Genomic DNA, 23,446 nt, shown 5'->3' on the forward strand with positions numbered 1-23,446 from the left:
TTTGCGTTTTCTGGAAGCTCTGTTCCACATTTTTTACATTGCATATTTTCAACTCCTTAAGTTTGACTGTTATCAAAATTATATCCCAATTCATAAAAAATACAAAGAAACATCAGCAAAAGAAAACAGGAAGTCTCATAAGAAGACTCCCTAGTTCAAATTTAAGATTTTAAAATACTGTTGACACCCTTCATCAAACTGGATGCATATGTATTAGAAGATGCCCAAGTTCCCTGCAATTTTTCTACCGTCGGTGCTTTGCCACGCAAAGAATCGCTCCAGCGAGGATCTACTTTTTCCTGGTTCAAAGGCTCAGTAGAAGCATAACATTTTAAATGTTGAACATGAGCACGAATTCCCGTGCGGACATCCTTGAACGAATTACCAGTGGCACCATTTCCGGTGGCACCTAAACCAGCAAAATTATACTGATTAGGCAATACATCGCCGCCAAATTTCAAGAACCCTGTTTCATGCATCGTTTGAGCAAAAGCAACTTCTGCTTTTACTCCTTCCGCTTTACATTCCTCAATATACATTTGGCAAAACTTTTCAATCGTATCTGCGCCTCCCTTTGAGAAGGTGCCATTGTGTTTAGAATTGGATCCAGAAAACTTATCATAACTGCTAGATCCTTTATTAGTATTATAATAATTTACTAATTGTTTAGCAGTGACATTGGATGAGCCCATGATTGTATAACCTTTTGCCTGCTCTGCATTCTTATCATAATAACAATTTGAAGTGCTACCAGGAGCTGAACCGCCTTTTTTTACCAATACAATCTCAATGGCTTCCATTCGATATGAATAACCAGAACTTCCTGAGCTTTCACCATTTTTTGCCCATCCTAGCCATCCAAATTGTTGGACATGAGTACGATAGTATACATCATAATAGTTCGCAATATCTCCGGTCAATTTGATCTGTATTGCTTCTAAGCGCTTGGATTGCCCTGTTGTCCCGCTTTCTTGGCCATCTTGTTTCCATCCTTGCCAACCATATGTCTGTACATGAGTTCTATACTGTATTCCACCAGAATATCCTGTTTCTCCTAAACTTATTTTTATAGATTCTAATCGTTTAGATTCTCCTGATGTTCCAGCAGTTTGCCCATCTCCTACGGTATTCATCCATCCGTACGTCTGACAATGAACCGAATAATTAATCGTTTTCGGTGTTTTTTGAAGTCCAAACGCATTTGCAATTCCAGTTGCATCCGCAACACCTAATTTTTTAATCTTATCTTCTGACCCCAAGAAATTATTGATGTCATTCCAGTTATCTCCGTAGCAATGTTCTACAATAATTCCCGCAACACCTAACAGTTTACTATATCGAATTACACCATAATAATCACCAATCGAATTATCTGGATAATCATATCGGTCATCATTAACTGGATTCCCTGTAGCTGCATCATAAACATACTTAACAGTAATAAATCGTTTGGGAATTCCTAATGAAGTTAATTGATTCATTATGTTATTTGCCATCTGTAAGCCTGTTTGCGATAATTCCGGTTTATAGTTAGTATTTGGATAATAGATTTCTGCTCCGCTAGCTCCTGTCTGACTGCCCAATCCTGTAGCATTCAAATGAATACTTACTAAAGCTTTGGCTCCATTATTCGCTGCAATTTGTGCGCGCTCTTGAAGAGATGGGTTTGTATCCCCTGTACGAGTCATCACTACTTTTACATTTTTATATTGTTCTAGTTCAGCTTTCAAATACTGTGCAATTTTTAGGTTATAAACCTTTTCAGAAACACCATTTACTAAAGTTGAACCCCCATCATTTCCACCGTGGCCTGGATCAATACAAATCACTAAAGGATTCGTTTCACTATAAGTGCTAATCGAGTTGGATCGACTTCTAGCATTAGAAGCAGGTAAAGCATTATTTTGTAAAGCATCCTCTACTAAGCTTTCTGTTTCATTTGAATTCGATCCATCCAGACTAACAATAGAAGTTTCAATCTCTGTATCTGTTAACCCTTGAGTATCGATAGCTTCTTCTTGAACTTCATTTCCATTCTTATCAATTGTATATCCTTCAGCAGTTCCATAACCTTCATATTCTTGATTGACACCAAAACGAATATCCATTTGTAAATCAGAAAATGCAACTTCATAAGTCTGTTCACCTATCACATAAGTGAAACCATTTACTTTATAAGTTCCAGTTTCAGCGTCTGTAAATGCTTTTTCAAACACATATAATCCATTTTGATATTGAGTAGTTTCTAACTCTTGTGCTTCTCCGTCATCTTTTTGATATTGTAATTTGACAGAAGAAATCCCTTCCGTTCCACTACCAAAAGATAAAACAAACTGCTGGGTAGCTGGTGTTGACAAGTAAGGACTTCCTACATAAAAATATTCAACTAAAGATGAATTTCCAATTTGAATCTTTTGATTATCGCTTTCGATTCCAGAAAAATCTTCTTCCATAAGATTTTCTTTATTTGAGTTATTGTAATTGTTGTCAGATGTTTCGTCAGAATTTTGATTCAGAGTAACAGAATCTTTTTCGTCTTCAATCCCATCTGTTTCACTTTTTTCTTCACTAATTTCTCCAGTCGTGTCTGTTATTTGATTGCTTGAAAAATCCTCATTGTTAATATTCTCAACAATTTGATTCCCTTCTTCGTCTTGATTCTCTTGTGCATAGGCCGAAAAAACAGACACCCCATTTAATGTCATCATTAATGCGATAATAATTGGTAATACCTTTTTCTTTAAATTCATATTTATAATCACTCCATAACATTAATCTTAATCTTAACCATTTTATCAAATCTTTGCCACTAATACATGAAATTGTTAAATCATTTTGTTACTTTTCATCCAACTTGCTAATCGTAAATAAGATTCTTCTAAATCAAAAGAAGGTTTCCAGCCTAATTTCATAGTATTTGATGAATCTAAAAACAACTGTGTATCTGGAGCAAAACCATATTTTAAATTATCTTCTGGAATATCATAAACCACTTGACAATCATCATTTCCTAAAACATTAGCAACTAAATGTGCCATATCTTTGATTTTCATATGGCTGTTTTCGTTGCTGACATTATAGGCCTCGCCTGGAGAACCTTTTAATAAAATCAATAATATTGCCGCAATAGCATCTGCTGTATACACATAATTTCCTTCTGAATTCCCTGTCGTATGTAATACTATATTTTCATCTTTTAAAGCACTTCTAGCAAATTGTGCAAATACTCGATTTTCCTCCTTGAAAATGCCAGCTCCAAAAGTTTGAGCTAATCTTACACTTTTCACATTAAGATTCTTTTCATGTGCATAAGCTAAACACATGCACTCACACATTCTTTTGCTTTCAGGATAGCTACTTCTAACATCACTTAAATCAATAAAACCGAGTTGATTTTCTTTTACTTTTTGATTGCACTTTACTTGGCCATAAACTTCCATAGATGAAAGATAAATAACGCTTTTAGCTCGGCATTTTACCGAATAATCCAATATTGTTTTAGCTCCCATTAATGAAGTTTGAATAGTTTCAATAGGATGCGTGACCATCTCTTTTGATGCAGTAATTGCTGCTGTATGTATTACATAATCAACAGAAAAATCAAAAGTTAAATTTGCTTTTAGCAAATCTCCCTTCACAAAAATTAAATTCTCATTATTGATTTCATCACTAAATATCATTTCCGCTTTTTTTTCATTTCGGATTAAAGCGTATATCTTTATATTCAATGAATGAACTTCAGAACAATATAATAAGAATTTTATTAATAAAGATCCTATCAGTCCTGTAGATCCAGTAATAAAAAAACTCGAATTTTTAAAACTTGAGAAATCGACATCCGACTGTAATATTTTTTCAAAATCTTCTTTTAAAATAATATTCATTTATTATTCCTCATAACCATAAATTTGTGCATTCTCTTTAGCATCTAATAAAGCTCGCATAGTATAAAAGTCATCTGGCGTTGTAATTTTTATATTCTCCTCTGGCCCTTTAATTAAATGAAGTTTATAGCCATATTCTTGCATCATAGAACAACTATCAATAAAATCCCATCTGTTCTCTTTTATAGCCTGCTGATGGGCTCTCAAAATATCTGATAGCCAAAAACTTTGAGGCGCTCTAGCCATTCTACAATGACTACGTTTAGGAATATCCATCAATTCCTCAGTTTCATCAACAATTAGAACGGTTTCTTTAACTTCAACACAAGTGATACAAGAGCCAAAGTTCATAACTGATTGAATATTATCTGAAATTGTTTGTCCTTTAATCAAAGGCCGTACTCCGTCATGAATCAAAACAATACTCTTTTCAGAACCACAAACATCTTTTGCCGCTAAAAGGCCTTTATAGATGGACTCCTGCCCTATTTTTCCGCCAGGAACAATTCTTTTTATCTTTTTTAATCGATACGTTTCAACCAAGTCCTGTAAATAATCTATCCAGTTTTCAACACATGCTATTACAATAGCATCAATTTGTGGGTGATTATCAAATAATTCAAGAGTTCTAATAATAATAGGTTTCTCATGAATCGATAAAAACTGTTTAGGCTTCGTCTTTGAATTCATCCTTGATCCAATACCGCCTGCAAATATAACTGCTATATTCATTTCAAACCTCCTATATCATTAGAAATATACATTAAAATCACATTATTTCTTTCAAATATCTAGATAAAGCATCTTGCCAAGCCGGTAATCTATTAAATCCATTTTTATCTAATTCAGTCTGATTCATACGTGAATTCTTTGGACGTTCTGCTTTTGCCGGAAAAGCATTGCTATCTACCGGTGTGACTTTGACATCATTCATTCCTGCTTGTTTAAAGATTTCACAGGCGAAATCATACCAACTGATAAAATCCCCGGAATTTGTCGCATGATAAATTCCATATTTGTCAGTCTGAATCATATCTACAACTAATTTAGCTAAATCAAATGTATAGGTTGGATTCCCAATCTGATCATTCACGACACTAACTGCTCCTCTTTCTTTTCCTAAACGAAGCATTGTCTTAATAAAGTTATTTCCATTCTTTCCGAATACCCACGCGATACGAATGATAAAATGTTTCGGATAAGCTTCTACCGCCAATTCTCCTTCATACTTTGTCTGTCCATAAACATTTAAAGGATGCCTTTCATCATATTCGTTCCAAGGTGTTGTCCCTTGCCCATCGAACACATAATCAGTTGAAAAGTACATGACAGGAATATCTAACTCTTTACAGACAGTCACAATATTCTGTGTTCCTGTTGCGTTCACAGCACGTACTTTATCTAAAAGTTCTGGCTCTTCTGCTTTATCAACTGCCGTCCATGCAGCACAATGCACTACCGCATCATAGTCTCCTGCTTTGATAACGTCATTAACCTGTTGCGCATTGGTGATATCCATTTCATCAATATCAACACCAACCGCTTCAATACCACGTGAATGAGCTTCATTCACAACATCAAATCCTAATTGTCCTTTATATCCTGTTACTAATAATTTCATCATATGTCCTCCATTAACCTAAATCTATTTGATGAATATGATGCATTCCTGATTGCCTTTTTTCTTCAGGAGGCAATACCATGTAGTCTCCATACAATTGTTTTAAATATCTTTCATATTGTTCAAAAGTCAAAAAGTAATAATCTTCAAAGGGTAAAGAAATCGTACTGGAAATTAAATCTTTTGTGAATAAATCTTTTTCTGGATATGCTCCTCCATATGGAAATACAAATTCAGTATCATCATATTTCATCATATTTCTTTTTAGTTTTTTTATGAAAAAGTTTAAAGAAAACGGAAAAACTATAGTTTTCGCAATACGGTACATGATTCTATACATGATTCTATCCGGATGTGGATTTTTATAGCCTGATTTGATAATATACATATTTTTATAAAAGAGCGTTCGGAAATAATCAATTTTACGAACCCATTTATTATTCGAAACAAAATCATATGGAAAAATATCAATCCAAACTCCCTGATTCATGTTAATATGATATGAATAATCTTCAGATAAAACTGTGCCTTGCTTTCTAATCTTTCCAAAAACCAAACCACATTTTGGCTCTGTATCAAAATTCTGTAAAACCAGATTATCTGGCAACTCTGCTTGTGCAATTTCGCAAAACTTCTGATAATCTTTTCTAGGCATACCTAAATCTATATCATCATCCCACGGAATAAATCCCTTATGACGGATCATCCCTAAGCATGAACCGCCAACCAAAAAATAAGTTAAATTATGCTTTTGACATATTTTGGAAAATTCATATAAAATTGATAATTCAATTTCCTGAAGTTTTTTTAACTGATTTTGTGTCTCCATTTATTACCCCATGTATAAACTATACTTATACTACACGATTAAGCAATGTTTGAAATATTCTTACTATAATAATCAACTATGTAAAAATTAAGTCTATGAAAATTTAATAAAAAAGATTTTAATATCAAATATCTTTTAAAATTTAGCTTTCGCAACGCTTGCAACGACGATTTTTCCATTGTAGAAAAACAAGCGTTTGTTCTAAACTCTCTTAATATCCGTAACTTTTCCTTTAATGAATATGGAGTCGTTGGAATCAATAACGTAAGATAATACCCTAATACATAATAATTCGTTAACAAATCTTCCCAGACCCCGGGATATTTATTAATTATATCATGCTCAATTACATAACTATATTCCATTTTAAGACATTCGCTTAGTGCATATAACATATTATCTGAATATTTTTTAGAAGTACTGTGCCCCTCTCTTTGTATCCAATGATAGTACACTTTAGGGTTTGTAACAGCTTTTTGAATGTATCGAGAAAACTCAATATTGAAACACATATCTTCAAATCCAGATTTAAAATCTTCCCGAAAGCAAATTTTATGCTTCACGATAATATCCCTTCGATATAAACTACACCAAATTCCAGAACTAATGTTACGCAACACTCCGTAATTCTGGACAACCTGCTCTCCTTCAAACACATTGAATTGATAATCATAAATAAAGTTTTCTTCTATCTTTTTTTCATCTTCACCAACATGCACTCTTTTTCGAGAATACCTAACTATATCTGCATCATATTTCAAAGCATAGGTAATATTATCTCGAATTGCTCCTGGTAAATATATATCATCATTGTCACAAAACATAATATATTTACCCGTTGCTTGATTTAATCCAAAGTTTCTAGCATTACAGATTCCACCATTTTCTTTGTGATAAACCCTAACATTATCATACTTTTCTGAATATTCTTCACATACCTGTCCACTACCATCTTGAGATCCATCATCTATTAATAATAATTCATAATTCTCGTAATCTTGATTTAAAATAGATTCTATAGCGGTAGATAAATACTCTTTTGAATTATATACAGGCATTATTACACTTACATCAATTTCCATTTAGCTTTAGCTCCTTTTTATGATTCAAGTACTCTTTTACAAAAATTCCAGTAGACAAAACCGAAGATACTAAGTTTAATACAATAAAGATAAATACAGCTCCATTAATACTAAAGCTCTCTACCAGTGGATTCATAATAAGTAAACAAATTGCAAAATCCAAAACATAGACCAAAGCCATATTTTTCTGTGCTCTTATAACCGTAATCACAATAGTCATATATGCACTATAAGTATTGATTCCCCCTCCTATTAGTAACAACAAAAACGGAACCATGTATCGATGAAGTTCCATTCCATATATCAATTCTAATAGTCGCAAGCCTAATAAATAACCTCCCAAGGTTATAATAATTGTTAATAATAAAATGATAAAAAGCTGTCGATACAACATTTTGGTAAAACTTTTTAGTTGAAAATTATACCAATCCGAAGAAAATTTAGGTATATATGGTCTGAAAATAATATCACTTATTAAAGTAATGATAAAAACAGGCATAAAAAGTACATTAAAATAAGCTTGATCCACATCTCCTAGGCAATTATCAATCGCATATTTAGGAGCATTTGTCATATACATACGTATAAATGTAGTAATTGCAACAGGCACTACGATAAATAACAAATTTTTGAAATGAGATAGACAAAACGTATATTTTTTTGAATAAAATACCTTAATAATATCTTTATTTGAAAATATAAAAATAAATAACGATATCAAAAAAGAAACGAAGCTAGAGATAAAAATGTTACTGCTAAAAACAATTAAAATAATAAATACAAGAATGGAAATTGAATACCTGGCAACCAATAGTAACGAAGCTATGTCTAATCTTTGGTGACGATGGTACTCTCCATGATATAAATCCTCAATTACATCTATGCTCTTAAATAAGCCAAAACTCAAAACCGCCAAAGATTTGTCAATAGTATATCCAGAACCAAATGCATAATATAATAACATGGCCATCAGCAATGAGTAAGAAAAAACACGTACATAAAAATAATCACTGAATGAAAATTCTTCCTTAACATCCGAAGCTTGAACACCTCTAGTGCCAAAATTCCCCAAAGATACACATTGATACGCAATGGCTGAAGCAATCGAAAAAACTCCAGCCTCATTTATTCCACAAAATCTTGTGATAAAGAATAAAAGAATAGCTGAAGTAATCGCATTCAACATACTCGCTATCATATTCCAAAAAAAAGAACGCTTAAGAATCTTATCTCTACTTACGTCTAACAAGGAATGAATAATCTTTTCTTTCATACTACCCCATACTTTTTTGTAAAAATGTTATAAAGACAAAAAGCGATTCCCGAACTTCAAAGCTATAAATATCAGTCTAATACAATGTTTTTGTAAAAACCACAAATAAATTCGATATATTCCTGAAAGTTGAGTTTTAATATTATGATTTTTATACCATTTAGGATACCTATTCTCAACATATTCAAGAATACATTTTATGTTCGAAAAAGTAAAATCAGTTTTAAAACTAGCTCGATAAATCGTTCCTATTAAAATATGATAAATTTCTAAATATTCAAGGGTGTCTTGTTGAATATTAGGATCTTTTTTTAAAATATCAAAAATTTTGTAAATGTCATATATCTTATCCGAATAAGTATACATGGTAGAATTTTCATTCTGTATATAATAATACAAAGATTTTTTTACTATATTTACTTCGCTAATATAACTTGTCAAAGTTGCAAAAAAGCATAAATCTTCATACCATAAACCTTCGGGAAACTGAATATGATTTTTCTTGATAATTGAAGTTTTGATCATTTTTCCCCATACGGCAGGATATTTCGATAAGAGTAAATCTTTCTCATTGAATTCATTTTTACTAATTCTATTCTCGTATACACGATCAAAAAAGCACGCTGTTAAATCTACTCCATCATCAAAGGAATTAATCAATTGAAATAGATAATCTTGATGAAGATAATCGTCACTGTCAACAAATGTTATGTACTTTGTATCGCATAGTTCAAGCCCCAAATTACGAGCAGAAGCTTGTCCACCATTCGACTTATATCGGTACACAAAACGTTGGTCGTTATTTATAAGTTTCTTTATTAACGAGGCAGTCCCGTCAGTACTGCCATCGTCAATAAAGTAACAAAGGAAATCTTTATAGGTTTGTTCCTTTATGGAATTAATACATCGTTCGATTTTATCTTCCACATTAAAACAAGGTACAACTACCGAAACTTGAGCCATTCTATTTCTCTGCTCTTCCTTTTTCTACATACATCTTTTCAAAATAATTTTGGTATTCACCGCTGATAATGTTTTCCCACCATTCTTTGTTGTCTAAATACCATTGAATAGTCATAGGAATACCTGTATCGAATGTATATTTTGGTTCCCATCCTAATTCTGTCTCTAATTTAGTTGGATCGATCGCATAACGACGGTCATGTCCTTTTCTATCTTCTACAAAAGTAATTAGACTTTCTGGTTTGTTTAAAGCTTTAAGAACGGTCTTCACAACCTGAAGGTTCGTTCTTTCATTATGTCCACCGACATTGTAGACTTCTCCTTCACGACCTTTACGAACAATTAAATCAATGGCTGTACAATGATCATAAACATGTAGCCAATCGCGGACATTTTCACCAGTTCCATAGACAGGAATGGTTTCATCATTTAATGCACGAGAAATGATCAAAGGAATCAGTTTCTCTGGGAAATGATAAGGTCCATAGTTATTTGAACAACGTGAAATTGTCACTGGCAACCCATAAGTTCTATGATATGCCAATACAAATAAATCAGCACTTGCCTTGGCACTTGAATATGGACTTGATGTATGAAGTGGTGTTTCTTCTGTGAAGAACAGATCTGGTCTGTCTAAAGGAAGATCTCCGTATACTTCATCCGTAGATACTTGATGGTATCGTTTGATGCCATATTTAACACAAGCATCTAATAAAGTTGTTGTTCCCATGACATTGGTTTTTACAAAGATTTCCGGATCTTCAATACTGCGGTCTACATGGCTTTCGGCTGCAAAGTTTACCACAACATCAAAATGTTCTTTTTCAAACAAATCAAAGATAAATTCTCTATCTGCAATATCTCCTTTGACGAACTTGTAATTTGGTTTGTCTTCAACTGGTTTACAAGTTTCTAAGTTCCCTGCATATGTTAATTTATCTAAGTTAACGATCATATCTTCTGGATACTTATTCACCATATAATGAACAAAGTTTCCACCAATAAATCCAGCGCCTCCAGTAACTAAAAACTTCATGTTATTTTTCCTCCTGATATACAAACTGATTATTTGATTCTTCTAAAGTTGGTCCAATTTTATCTTTTTCACTCAATACTGGTTCGATGCCATCTAATAATGTTCCCCAGTCTACATTGACTGTTGGATCGTCATAGCGCATTCCACCTTCAGATTCTTTATTATAGACATTATCCACCTTATAACGGAATTCAACATCCGGAGTTAAGGTTAAGAACCCATGAGCAAAACCTTGTGGAATAAAGAATTGTCTATGATTTTCAGCACTTAATTCAACACTTACCCATTGACCATAAGTAGGACTTCCTTTACGAATGTCCACCGCAACATCAATCACTTTTCCTTTTGTACAAGAAACTAATTTCGATTGTGCATAAGGAGGATTTTGCCAATGCAATCCACGCAATGTTCCTTGTTGGGCACTAAAAGACATATTGTCTTGTACAAAATCCACAGTAACTCCTAGTTTTTCATACTTAGATTTTGAATAAGTTTCGGTAAAATAACCGCGGTGATCTCCAAACACATCTGTATCAATGATCAATACTCCAGGAATTTTAGTTTCTGTTACTTTCATCCTTTAAATTCCTCCTCGCCTTTGATATATTTCCGGTCCATAATTTTTTTCAAATAAGCACCATACTGATTCTTTTTATAGATTTCATAGATCTCTTCCAATTGTTTCAAAGTGATCCATCCATTATTGAATGCAATTTCTTCCAAACAAGCAATTTTACGATGTTGATGCTCTTCAATTGTTTTGACAAAATTTGTTGCATCTACTAAAGATTCATGAGTTCCCGTATCTAGCCAAGTAAATCCATCGCCCAGAAGAGTTACATTCAATTCATTATTCTCTAAATAAATACGATTCAAATCCGTAATTTCCAATTCACCACGAGCACTTGGCTTTAAATTTTTGGCATACTCAACCACTTTATTATCATAGAAATATAAACCTGTTACCGCATAATTCGATTTTGGATGTTCAGGTTTTTCTTCTAAAGAAACGGCTTTTCCTTCTTCATCAAATTCAACGACTCCAAAACGTTCTGGATCCTCTACATAGTATCCAAATACTGTAGCTCCTACTTCTTTTTTAGCAGCCGCCTTTAAGCGCTTGGTCAAACCATGGCCATGGAAAATGTTATCCCCTAAAATCATGGCGCAAGAATCAGAACCAATAAATTCTTCTCCTAAAATAAAAGCTTGTGCTAATCCATCTGGGCTTGGCTGTACTTTATAAGATAATTCAATTCCAAATTGATGCCCATCTCCTAATAACTCTTGGAAACGAGGCGTATCATCCGGTGTAGAAATGATCAATATTTCTCGAATCCCTGCCTGCATCAAAATCGACATTGGATAATAAATCATTGGTTTGTCATAGATCGGTAACAATTGTTTACTCGTCACCTTAGTCAGCGGATATAATCGAGTTCCGCTTCCCCCTGCTAAAATAATACCTTTCATGTTAGAAGCCTCCTATATTTTATTATAACATAAGAATAAACCCTTACGTAACGTAAGGGTCAATCAATTATATGAACTTATTAATAATAGGCACTTTTTTTAGAACCATCACCACAAGTAAAGATAGAATAAAAATCAATATTACTAACATGGTTATATTTATAACAGGAATATTTAAAAAGGGATTGATACTCATATACTTTAAAAAAGATCTAATAAAAATCATATGAACCAAATACACGCCAAAAGTTAAAGCATCTACTTTTTTTACCCAAGTACTCTTTTTCCATTTAATACTATCGACTAAAGAAAAAATTCCTATAGACTGTATTACAACAAAAATTGAGGAATAATTATTTAACAGAGGTTCAAAATTATAATAGCTATTTTCTTGATTGAAAATTGTCAACAGAATAATACACAAGCTAGATAGAACAAACATTAATAACGACTGATATCGCTTTATAGATATGATTTCATGATGAAGTGCATATCCAAAGAATAAGTAGAAAGGATAAATTGAAGAAACCATAATATAAAAAGCAATATGAATCCCAAATACTTCTAACATAGGAATTAAAGATAAAAACAAAAAATAAATGCATAACAGGTATTTAATCAATTTATCCGAAGCGTTGTTAGTAATGATTTTGTAAATTGGCAAAAGTAGATAAATTCCAATTAGTAAATATAAATACCATAAATGAGACCAACTATTTCCTAGAAAAAAGTCAGAAATCATTTCGATAATCATATATAACCCAATTGGTTCTTTGTGAACTACAGTATCATAGATTATAAAAATGACGCAGCAAAACAACAACGCTTCTAAAATTCTTAAAACATATTTTTTTAATACTTTTTCTATTGATAATTCTTTATTCTTGTCTAGTAATAAAGCTCCAGTAATCATAACGAAACACGGCACACACCAAAGTAATAAATTTAAAGAAATTTGAGATATCAACAGTTCATTTTTTGTAATAACTGATTTGTACAATCCGATAGATCCGCTCAAAAAATGTAAAAGAACTATACCCAAACATGAGATAGTTCTTAAATAATAAAAGCTAAAAATTGATTCTTGTTTTACCATGTTTCAACACTGTCTCCCAAGCACCCTTCATTGGCTGAAGAACCTGTATCAGCTGGTGGTGTTGTTTCTTGGACAGGTTGCTGTTCTTGAACTGGCTGTTGCACTGGCTGCTGTTCTTGAACTGGCTGTTGCTCTTGAACTGGCTGTTGTACTGGTTGTTGTTGTTCAGAAATAATTTGTTGGCTTTGCTCTTCTGCCGAATTATTTTCCTGAATTTCTGATTGCGCTTCTAACTCTTCTTTGATTCTTTGCTCAGCTTCTTTAGTGGATACTGTGGCTTCTTGATCAACAGATTCATATTCTATAAAACAAATATCATCTTCCAATTTGATAGTAACTTCTTTTACATCTTCAAATGGGAAAGCATGTAATTCATATGATTCATCTTCAAAGTCCAGTTTGATTGTGTATTCTGGTGAAACTTGCATCTCCGATCCTTCTTGTTCTTTTTCATTAGCTTCAATAGCTTCGGAAGCATCGTAGTATAATGTTCTAGTTTCCTCGTCAGCAAAAACTTCATCTTCTTTCAACATGTTTTCGCCAAAATTATCCATCGTGTCTGTCTTTATTGAAAAACCAACAATATCATTGCCCGTATCATTCAACATAGAGACTTTAAATACATTCTCACCAGAAATTTTATCCCCAATTGTTTTTTCTTCAACTTTTTTTTCTTTTACTTCATCAGAATTTTCTGCTTGACAACCAGTTAAAAATAAAGAAATACAACACGCTGATCCCAGCAATAATTTAATACCTTTATTCATCCTAAAAACCTCCCATTAATTCATTCTGGAATAACTATGGTATCTCAACGTACCTGACGTACCATATGTAAACATGTATCCATTACGTCCTAATTCTTTCTCGAAATCAGGATCAAACACATAAATTGTTCCATTCATATTAATCTCAACCCATGAATGAGGGGTATTATAACTGCCTTGTAAACCTCCCACTTGATGGGCATCGTACCCTAAATCTCTAGCTAAATAAGTAAACACAGCAGCCATTACATAACAATTTCCTCTATGTTTTGAAAATCCATATGAAGCATAATTTGCGCTTCCATACGAGTTATAGTCGGCCGGTTCATATCTTGAATAAGTAATACTCTTTGCATAATTAAAAGCTGCTCTTAAATCTCTACCTAAAGAATTATTGACTTCATATGCCTTTTGTTCAAGGTCAGAAGCAAACTCTCGATAATAACCTGAATTTGGTCCGACAACCGTTCCCTTCGGCACTATCTTTATTTGTATGGCTTCCACTTGATTGCCGGATTTCGGTGAATTTCCAGCACTTTGTCCATTCTTAGCCCAGCCTAGCCAACCAATGTGAGCCACATGAGTACGGTAATAAATATCACAATACTCTTTCATTTCTCCTGTCAAAGAGATTTGAATCGCTAACATTGGATTGCTCGATTTGACTTCCTGCCCATTAGTATATGTGCCTGTCCAACCTGTTTTAGAAAAATTCGCTTTATAACTCACTGATCCATTATATAGATTACCAGAATTATTATTAACAGAAATTTTAATTCCATTTATAGCTTGGCTCTGGCCTGTCGTCCCAGCTGTATCTCCATTAGTTTTCTCTCCCTGCCATCCATAAGCAGAAGAGTTTACACTGTATTTCAAACTTCCGATTCTATCTATTCCAAGATAACCATTAGAAGTTCCTATACTGGTATCCCCTTTCTTTCGTAGCTGAATTTGAATAGCTTCTACTCGCCTAGACATCCCTTCTGTCCCCGCTTTATCTCCATTCTTAACCCAGCCTAACCAACCATATGTTTGAACATGCGCTCTGTAATAGACATCATAATGATTTGCTACTTCTCCGGTGAGTTTGATTTGAATTGCCTCTAATCGTTTTGATTGCCCACTAGTTCCACTAAGCTCATCATTTTGCTTCCATCCTTGCCAGCCATATGTTTGAACATGTGTTCGATATTGAATTCCTCCTGAATATCCAATATCTCCTAGACTAATCTTGATTGCTTCTAATCTTTTAGATTGTCCTGAGGTTCCACTAGTAGCACCATCAGAAACAGTAGCTTGCCAGCCATATGTTTGAACATGTGTTTGATAAACTACTTGTCGAGTTTTATAGGCATTGGATGTGCTTCCAGGAGCTGCTTCTCCTTTTTTTACAAGAACAATCTGAATGGCTTCCATTCGATAAGAATAGGTTGAACTACCAGAACTTTCACCGTTTTTTGCCCAACCAAGCCATCCAAATTGTTGAACATGAGTTCGATAATATATATCGTAATGATTTGCAAGTTCTCCGGTCAATTTGATCTGTATTGCTTCTAATCTTTTAGATTGTCCAGTAGTACCGCTCAACTCTCCGTTTTGTTTCCAGCCTTGCCAACCATAGGTTTGAACATGGGTTTGGTATTGAACTCCTCCAGAATATTCAGTATCCCCGACACTTATCTTTATTCCCTCTAACCTTTTGGATTTACCCGACGTTCCACTTGTAGCACCATCAGAAGCAGTAGATTGCCAACCATACGTTTGAACATGAGTTTGATATTTTATACTTGCTTTATCCGAAGAATTTTCCGCTAATAAATCAATTGAATCATCATTTTGTTCATTCATCGCACTGTTCAAATTGTCAGATACATTGTTTTCTATTTCTTGATCATCTTCATTTTCATTCGCCACATCATCTTTTGAAGATTCACTCTCCATTTCATCTTTCTTGTTTTCTTGTTCTTCATTTTGATTATTATCATTTTTTGATGAATCGTCTTCAATTGTTTCAGAATCTTCATTTTTCAAGTCTTCATTGTTCTCCGAAGTGTTTTGTTCATTTGAATCATCTTCATTATTCTGTGGCAATTCCAGTTCCTCGGTCGTTATATTATTTAAATCCCAAGTGACAAATGGTGCAGTATTATCCCGATTAGTAAAAATTCCTTCAACAGTAAATTGGCCTTTATAATCGATATAATCTAAATCATTATCTACAAAAGTAATAATAGCTTCTCCATTATCAATTTTTACTTTACCTAAAACTTCTCCTGTAGATTCATTAGAATCTTTGTCGCAAGCATATATATATTCGTCTAAAGTATCTTCAAACTTCATATATTTTGTCGGTAGATTAATTGATGCTTGATCTCCAGACATAGGCTCAGCATTATTAAATTCAAAATCAATAGTTAATTGATTATCTTTTTGTATATACAACGACGGTTTAAAATTAGGATCCTCGCTCCAATCTTTTTTTTCATCAATAGCATAAACTGGCTGAACGCTGACAAAAAGAGCTAGAAAAAAAGCTATACCTCGATTCATCCATGCTCTAAACATAAACTGATCTCTCCTTACTATTAAGTTATCATTATGAGGGTTTTGTTTTAACTTCTAAATATTACATATTAGTTGTATTTTAATTAATGTGTGGCAAATAGTGTGCTCCCTAAAATAAGCAAATAAACACTCCAGCTTGTTTAGTGATACGAATAGAACCATGTTTATCTATTAACTCCTCAATATATTGTTGAAATTCACTTAACCTAGTTCCAATGACTTCGCTTTGATTCCCATGACAGCTCATAATATAGTCCACTAATGGTTGTGATTGGTCAACAATCAATTCGTCATCGTACAATTTCAATTGTACACTAGAAAAATATTTTTTTAGGATTCCTTCTCCATTTTCTAAACCAAATGCATCATAAAGTTTATTTTGCGACAACTCAATGCGAGAATCATAAGATTTTACAATATCTGTTATTTCCCTCATATGTTCTCTTCCATAGGTGCTACAGTAAAAAACTCCGTTCTTCCGCAAAACTCTTACAATTTCAGACAAGCCTTTTTGGATATCTTGAATATAAAACATCACGTGATTAGCAACCACTGCATCATAATATTCATTTTTAAAAGGAATTGCCTGACAGTCTAGCTGAATACAATTAAAGTTATTTCCTAATTTTTTTCGTACCTCTTGCACCATTCCTTCAGATATATCCGACAAAAATATTTCTCGATTTCTTAAATCAACTTTTTGATTTTCCCAAAGTTTGCCGTTCCCACAACCTACTTCTAAAAGTCTGGTTACTCTTGAAAAATCTATTTGTTCATACAGCCAATTAAACCAACCTTTTTTATTTACTGAAAATTGATCATGTAGTGAAATACGAACTTTGAGATTATTAGAATTTTGATATTGTTTTACAATATCCTCTTCAACATTAGACATTTGCAGTAAATGAATAATTTGATCCCAATTAATAGTTTCATCATCCTCATTCCGAACTAAAGTTTCCATGGAATCTCTTATTCCTTGTAAATGAGTAATTTGATTATTCAACAAATCAATTTGCATAGATAATGATTCTTTAATATTTTCTTCCTTTAAAACCATAGGAAATATCTCTTCAAGAGAAAACCCCATGTGTTTTAAAGATAATATTTTCTGCAATTTCAATAAGTCCGACTTGGTATACTTTCGATATCCATTCTCCATAACAAAAGAGGGTTTTAACAACCCTATCTTGTCATAATATCGAATTGTGCGTTCAGTGACATTCGCTAGACTCGCAAACTGTCCCGTAGAATAATAGCTCATTTCTTATTTTTACGTTCCTCGTATTCTTGTATACTTAGCTTTTGAATCAATTCATTTATTTTTTCTTTGAGTTTAGAAATTTGAATTGCCTGTATAAACAACAATATATATAAAAAGAAAATAAAAATAGAAAAAATAAAGTTGCTCGTAGACATAAAACCTAGAGAATTAGAAATCATAGTTGGAATCTGCGGGAAGAAGCTCAATATTAGTAGAGCAAATGCCCAAAGGATCCAAATAATAGAATCGTTAATATTTAATCCATTCTTTCTAATTTTCAGAATAATAAAAATAAAAGTAAAGATGCTAGTAATAATAAAAACAATAGATAACGCCATGATCTTCTCCTATCTTTTTCTAAATGGTTGAATCAAAAAAATTGATATGATCATTCGGCTCATATATTTAATTGTATTTCCCAAATTTAAATAAGATTCTCCAAACTCACGTTCGTTCATCTGTACTTGAACCTCTTTGATTTTTCTGCCTTTTTTTAACATATATACTAGTGTATCTGGTTCCGGAGGATTATTAGAATCTAATGCATAATCACGTATACACGCTTTATTATATGCTCGAAGACCACTAGTTGGATCTTTTATAGATTTCCCAGTTACCAATTTGACTCCTAGAGAAATTAAACGGCTCCCAATCATTCTAGCAGACCAAGGTTTCTTTTCCGTAACATAACGAGACCCTATGACAATATCATTCCCATTTTCAATTTCATCAATCATGTCCTGAAGATATTTTGCAGAATGTTGTCCATCTCCATCAAACTGAATTGCAACATCGTAATTTTCTTTTAATGCCAATTTAAAGCCCGTCTGAACTGCTCCAAATAATCCTTGATTACAAAATCCATCAATATAATTGTATTCATTTTTCCTAATAACTTCTAAAGTATTATCTTTAGAGCCATCATTAATAATTACATAATTCATTTTAGGAGAATTTAATTTAATATCTTGTACTGTCTTTTCTATATTTAACGCCTCATTATAGGCAGGAACTATAATCAATGTTTTTAAAGTCATGCTTCAATCCTCTATATTCTTAAATCTTAAACATTAAATATATTACCATATATTAAACATTTTAAAATTTTCTCTTTAATTTTTTATCAAACAATAATAATTTTTTTTAGTATTTTCAAATACGACAGTTCCGCCTTTGTTCTCTAATAATTGTTTACTATTCTCATCAAATATAACAATATACTCTAGTTCATAATCGTTTAAATAACTACAAACTAAATCTGTTTCATTTGACTTACCTAAACAAAATGAATTTAATAAAGCTATTTTTTCTTCTGGTATATTTATGCCTTCGCGAGCATGCAATTGTATTCTATTCGAAGACATTAAGAAACCCAGTGAAAATGTCTCATTATCATTATATGTAAAAGATTCAGGACAATATAATGTGTAATTCCCATAGGGTAAAGAATTAAAATAATTACCAATATTAGCAAAAATATCTAGTGTCATACTATTATTCTTACTAAATAATCTAGAAAAATCCCATCCAGCACTTGAAATACCCGATCCTAAATAAGTATAGTCTAAAAAGCGATCTACATGATTTTGAAAAAAGAAACAAATACATAAGATGTAAACAATAGAAATAAAAGATGGTACTGTACGATTGGAGAAGAATTTCAAAAATATTTCTATTACGCATAGACCGGCAATTAATATTAATAAAAACTGAATTGAGGCTACAGTACGATTGATAACAAAAAACATGTTCCCAGACGTTAAAGCCAAAAATTCTTTAAACCACATCGTAGTTACTAATGCGTAGAGAAAAAGAACAAATAAATAAATCATTTTATTTTGTATATTTTTTGAAATTAAAATACAAACTATTATAGGAATTATTCCTAAACGTAATATTACATCAAAATCAAACCACCCTATAATATATGCATTCAACCCTTCAATACAAGCAACAACTGCATCTGGATTTAAAATTTTCGCAATAAATTTTGTAGATAATAAAACTAATAATATGAAAATAATCCCTGCTATCGAGAATAGAATGATTTTTATATTTTTATTCTTGATACTATTATGCAGTGTATATATGCATTTTGTTAACAGAATAAAAATACTATAAACAGCAAATATTTGTAAAAAGATAGTGGAAAAAGACAAGAACGCGACTGATAACATAGCAATTATTAATATTTTTTTTATATCAATCTTTTCTATTAATTCATAAGAGAATATCATTAATGCCGGTACCGATAAAACTCTAACCACTGATCCTCCATAAAATATGGCAGTTTGAAATTGCCACAAATCATAAGAACAGATATGAAAAGATAAATTACCCAATCCATTTTGTAAATATCCAAGCGGTATTAAAAAAATAAAAAAAGGAACTACTGAATACTGAGAATATTGACTTGGAATCAATAAGCTAGATAACTCTTTATATATTAAGACAAAGAATAAATAGTTATGTATTACCATAGTAATTCTGCAGAAAAATATTATATCTATTGAAAAAACAGAAGATAAAAAACTATAACTTAATTCATAAGTATTAAATAATCTTTCAAGTGGTACTGCTGATAAATTAATTAGGAAACCATTATAGTAATTCTCATTTAACAAATGATCTGTCCCTACTAAATTAACCATCTTACCAATATAATAAAAATCATCATAATTTAGTTCATATATTGGTAAATTATTTGCCGAAGAAAACCATGTAAATAAAAAAACAAAAACAAAACACAGCCAATTGTTACACACAAATTGTTTTATAGTTTCTACATTTACATTTTTGTTTCTTTTAAGCCATCTTATAAGTTGCTTACGCCTCAAAATCAAGAAACCCAGATCAATAAAAAGAAAAACAAAACACTGTATGACAAAATAAGAAATCCAACTAATTCTAAAAAATTGTGCCGGAAATCCGACTAAAAAAGTAATAAAGAAAGTCCCGAAAAAACCTAATATCATTTTTTTTGCTAAGCTAGTTTTATAATCAGCAAAAGATATTAATGTATCTCCAATCAAATAGTACTGCGCAAAAATTACTATATAGAATAATATAGATAAAAACCAATTCATCATTTTCCCAATCTTTCTAATCAATATAATGCATATAAACACTATTTATCTGATTTTAAATCAAACGCTTTCCCAGAATATGTAAGGTTTGGATTGTAATAAATGTCACCGTTCTTCAAAATATCTGGCCAACGATTTTTAAATGTTAAAATCTCATTATTGAATCGTTGTACTTTCTCAGGCGTATCCTCTGTACCTCTAGATTTAGATTCATAATGATACAATTCTGCAAAAGGATCATAAACAACCAAATAACCTAATTGACGAATTTTTAAACAGAAATCAATATCATTAAATGCAACTTTCAAATCCTCTGATAATCCGCCTACTCTAGCAAATAAATCTTTTTTTACCATTAGACAAGCAGCAGTCACAGCATTTAAATCCTGAGCACAAATCAATCTTCCAAAATAACCTGGGGCATGTCGCTCTTCTCCGACAAAAGAATGACCAGCAATACCACCTAAACCTACAACAACACCTCCATGTTGAACGGTATCATCATCATATAATAATTTAGCGCCTACAATACCTACATCTTTGCGTTGACAGTAGCTTAACATTTCCGATAAACAATCCGTACCAATCATTTCAGTATCATTATTTAAGAGAAGCAAATATTCCCCTGTCGCAAAACTAGCTCCAAAATTGTTGATAGCTGAATAATTAAATTCTGATTCCCAAAAAACCACATTTATCTTCTCAGATTTTTGAGAAAGATGTTTATAATAATCAAACGTTCGAGCTTGTGTACTATTATTCTCCACAATAATGATTTCATAGTTTTCATAACTCGATGTTAAAATCGAAGAAACGCATTTTTCCAAATCATCAATATGATCTTTATTTGGAATAATAATTGATATTTTAGGGGTATCCAACAGCTCATATTGACAACGGTACAACCCAAGATTTTTCTGCATAGAAACTTTAGCTTTTAATCCAACTCGCTCTAAATGATCTTGAATTGCCTTCTCTCCAGCTTTAAATGCATACAGTTTACTTTCAGGATTAGAAGCTGTAGACTGTGAATGCATTCTCCAATGATACAACACCTTAGGAATATGACATATATCTTCTCTTCTTAATTTTTCTATACAACGTAAAACAAAATCATAATCTTGCGCTCCGTCATACTCCTTATTAAACTTTCCTACAGATTTTATCAATTCTTTCTTTACGACTAAGAAATGACAAATATAATTAACACTTCTCAAATAATCAATATTAAAATCAGGTTTAAAATGAGGTTCTACTAATTCATTTTTATCAGTTAAATATTTATCCTCATCAGAATAAATAAAATCAAATTTCTTTTCCTGAAGTGTTTTTACAACTTCAAAAAGAGCATCTGGGGTTAATAAATCGTCATGATCAAATAATCCAATATATTCGCCAGATGCTAAATCAATGGCTTCATTCATATTAATAGAAATACCATAGTTTTGCGTTAAACGTTTATATTTAATTTTTGGATTATCTAAATATCTTTGAGAAACATGCTTATTTAACTGCTCATTATCGCTTCCATCCGCAATACACAATTCCCAGTTTGAATATGTTTGATCAAGTACGGATTTTACCATCTCGTCAAAAAAGTTTGTTGGTGTATTATAGGCAGCTACAATTAAACTAATTTTAGGAGCATACATAAAATGATGTTCTTTTTGTTGTTGAAGTTCTTCTTTTGATGATCTATAAATTTCGTACCATTCTTGATATGTCATTTGATGAAACTCACCCGTTGACAATCTTCTAAATAACCTTCTGATTCCATTACTTTTTAAATAATGAATACCTTTTTTTATATTTTGAAAGTTGACATTCGAAATTATCTCTGAAGTTATTTTTTTTATACTTTTTTTTGTTTCAATTTTATATTCTTTTCCATTGATTAAAAAATAAATAGAATACTTTTTATTTTCGGTAATTGGGCATCTAAAATAGAAACCGCAACTTGCTTTTTTAGAATCTAAAAAATATAACTCTGCCACGTCCGGACGATAAGCCCACTGAACGGTAGGTTTAATGATTTTATTTGAACTATTATCTTTCACTATTATTTCAATAAGGGAATCTACTAAAGAAAAAGCCCATCCAGAGACAATCATCTCATTCTCCGGAAATGAAATAGTATCAATACTATGAACAAATGGTTCATCCTTTGCTAATCTATTTAACTGATTCTTATTAAGTTCTGCGATTTTATATATCCCGCATAATGACTTAGCCTCTAAACAGATTCCTTGAGATATAGAACCCAAAGAGTCAACAGCTATAGAAAAACCAATATCTTTTTTAGTAGAAGAAATCTTATAATACAACAATACATCTTCTCGATTTTGTCTAAATAGTTTTATCGGTACTTCATTCCCATCAATTTTTAAAGAATAATCAATGGAGACATTTTCATCAGTGACACACCATCCACCAATATAAAAAGATTTTTTCTCTGGTATTGCCTTGTAATCTATTCTTTCTACACATGAATGATAGCTCATATTGTC

The 23,446-nt window shown here is 32.0% G+C and carries 19 protein-coding genes; all 19 read right to left on the reverse strand.

Translation table 11 applies throughout. From position 1 onward, the window contains the following. Positions 1-161 precede the first annotated feature (161 nt). Complete coding sequence (locus Q0J48_RS07045) at positions 162-2,750, reverse strand: N-acetylmuramoyl-L-alanine amidase (protein ID WP_296242779.1); 2,589 nt, start codon at positions 2,748-2,750, stop codon at positions 162-164. Between the two features lie 75 nt (positions 2,751-2,825). Next, on the reverse strand, positions 2,826-3,884 hold the full coding sequence (locus tag Q0J48_RS07050) for an NAD(P)-dependent oxidoreductase (RefSeq protein WP_296242780.1): 1,059 nt from the start codon (positions 3,882-3,884) through the stop codon (positions 2,826-2,828). Between the two features lie 3 nt (positions 3,885-3,887). Beyond that, complete coding sequence (locus tag Q0J48_RS07055; RefSeq protein WP_296242781.1) at positions 3,888-4,616, reverse strand: IspD/TarI family cytidylyltransferase; 729 nt, start codon at positions 4,614-4,616, stop codon at positions 3,888-3,890. 37 nt (positions 4,617-4,653) lie between these two features. Beyond that, entirely contained in the window at positions 4,654-5,505 is an 852-nt protein-coding gene (gene rfbD / locus Q0J48_RS07060; RefSeq protein ID WP_296242782.1) for a dTDP-4-dehydrorhamnose reductase, read from the reverse strand. 13 nt (positions 5,506-5,518) lie between these two features. After that, positions 5,519-6,334, reverse strand: coding sequence for a phosphorylcholine transferase LicD (locus Q0J48_RS07065; protein ID WP_296242783.1), 816 nt, complete (start codon positions 6,332-6,334; stop codon positions 5,519-5,521). A 38-nt stretch (positions 6,335-6,372) separates the two neighbouring features. Then, positions 6,373-7,416 (reverse strand): glycosyltransferase family 2 protein, encoded by a 1,044-nt coding sequence (locus Q0J48_RS07070; protein ID WP_296242784.1) that lies wholly within the window; start codon positions 7,414-7,416, stop codon positions 6,373-6,375. Further along, positions 7,406-8,689 carry a hypothetical protein gene (locus Q0J48_RS07075; RefSeq protein WP_296242785.1) on the reverse strand — a complete coding sequence of 428 codons (1,284 nt, stop codon included), beginning with the start codon at positions 8,687-8,689 and terminating at the stop codon, positions 7,406-7,408. The genes Q0J48_RS07070 and Q0J48_RS07075 overlap by 11 nt, the downstream gene beginning before the upstream one ends. Before the next feature lie 27 nt (positions 8,690-8,716). Further along, positions 8,717-9,652 (reverse strand): glycosyltransferase family 2 protein, encoded by a 936-nt coding sequence (locus Q0J48_RS07080; protein WP_296242786.1) that lies wholly within the window; start codon positions 9,650-9,652, stop codon positions 8,717-8,719. 1 nt (position 9,653) lies between these two features. Further along, positions 9,654-10,688, reverse strand: a complete 1,035-nt coding sequence (gene rfbB / locus Q0J48_RS07085; protein WP_296242787.1) for a dTDP-glucose 4,6-dehydratase — start codon at positions 10,686-10,688, stop codon at positions 9,654-9,656. A 1-nt stretch (position 10,689) separates the two neighbouring features. Then, positions 10,690-11,265, reverse strand: a complete 576-nt coding sequence (gene rfbC / locus Q0J48_RS07090; protein WP_296242788.1) for a dTDP-4-dehydrorhamnose 3,5-epimerase — start codon at positions 11,263-11,265, stop codon at positions 10,690-10,692. After that, complete coding sequence (gene rfbA / locus Q0J48_RS07095) at positions 11,262-12,161, reverse strand: glucose-1-phosphate thymidylyltransferase RfbA (protein WP_296242789.1); 900 nt, start codon at positions 12,159-12,161, stop codon at positions 11,262-11,264. Before rfbA ends, rfbC begins: the two co-directional genes overlap by 4 nt. Positions 12,162-12,228: 67 nt before the next feature. Beyond that, positions 12,229-13,257 (reverse strand): acyltransferase family protein, encoded by a 1,029-nt coding sequence (locus tag Q0J48_RS07100; protein ID WP_296242790.1) that lies wholly within the window; start codon positions 13,255-13,257, stop codon positions 12,229-12,231. Next, a complete protein-coding gene (locus Q0J48_RS07105) occupies positions 13,251-14,024 on the reverse strand; it encodes a hypothetical protein (RefSeq protein ID WP_296242791.1) in 774 nt (257 codons plus the stop codon). The genes Q0J48_RS07100 and Q0J48_RS07105 overlap by 7 nt, the downstream gene beginning before the upstream one ends. A 15-nt stretch (positions 14,025-14,039) precedes the next feature. Beyond that, positions 14,040-16,589 (reverse strand): transglutaminase domain-containing protein, encoded by a 2,550-nt coding sequence (locus Q0J48_RS07110; RefSeq protein ID WP_296242792.1) that lies wholly within the window; start codon positions 16,587-16,589, stop codon positions 14,040-14,042. A 109-nt stretch (positions 16,590-16,698) separates the two neighbouring features. Beyond that, positions 16,699-17,853, reverse strand: a complete 1,155-nt coding sequence (locus Q0J48_RS07115) for a methyltransferase domain-containing protein (RefSeq protein WP_296242793.1) — start codon at positions 17,851-17,853, stop codon at positions 16,699-16,701. Then, a complete protein-coding gene (locus tag Q0J48_RS07120; protein ID WP_296242794.1) occupies positions 17,850-18,191 on the reverse strand; it encodes a DUF2304 domain-containing protein in 342 nt (113 codons plus the stop codon). The genes Q0J48_RS07115 and Q0J48_RS07120 overlap by 4 nt, the downstream gene beginning before the upstream one ends. 9 nt (positions 18,192-18,200) lie before the next feature. Beyond that, positions 18,201-18,890 (reverse strand): glycosyltransferase family 2 protein, encoded by a 690-nt coding sequence (locus tag Q0J48_RS07125; protein ID WP_296242795.1) that lies wholly within the window; start codon positions 18,888-18,890, stop codon positions 18,201-18,203. 75 nt (positions 18,891-18,965) lie between these two features. Beyond that, positions 18,966-20,942 (reverse strand): DUF6077 domain-containing protein, encoded by a 1,977-nt coding sequence (locus tag Q0J48_RS07130; RefSeq protein WP_296242796.1) that lies wholly within the window; start codon positions 20,940-20,942, stop codon positions 18,966-18,968. 38 nt (positions 20,943-20,980) lie between these two features. Next, complete coding sequence (locus Q0J48_RS07135) at positions 20,981-23,440, reverse strand: glycosyltransferase family 2 protein (protein WP_296242797.1); 2,460 nt, start codon at positions 23,438-23,440, stop codon at positions 20,981-20,983. Positions 23,441-23,446 lie beyond the last annotated feature (6 nt).

The organism is uncultured Faecalicoccus sp., from assembly GCF_944325745.1.
GTDB lineage: Bacteria > Bacillota_I > Bacilli_A > Erysipelotrichales > Erysipelotrichaceae > Faecalicoccus.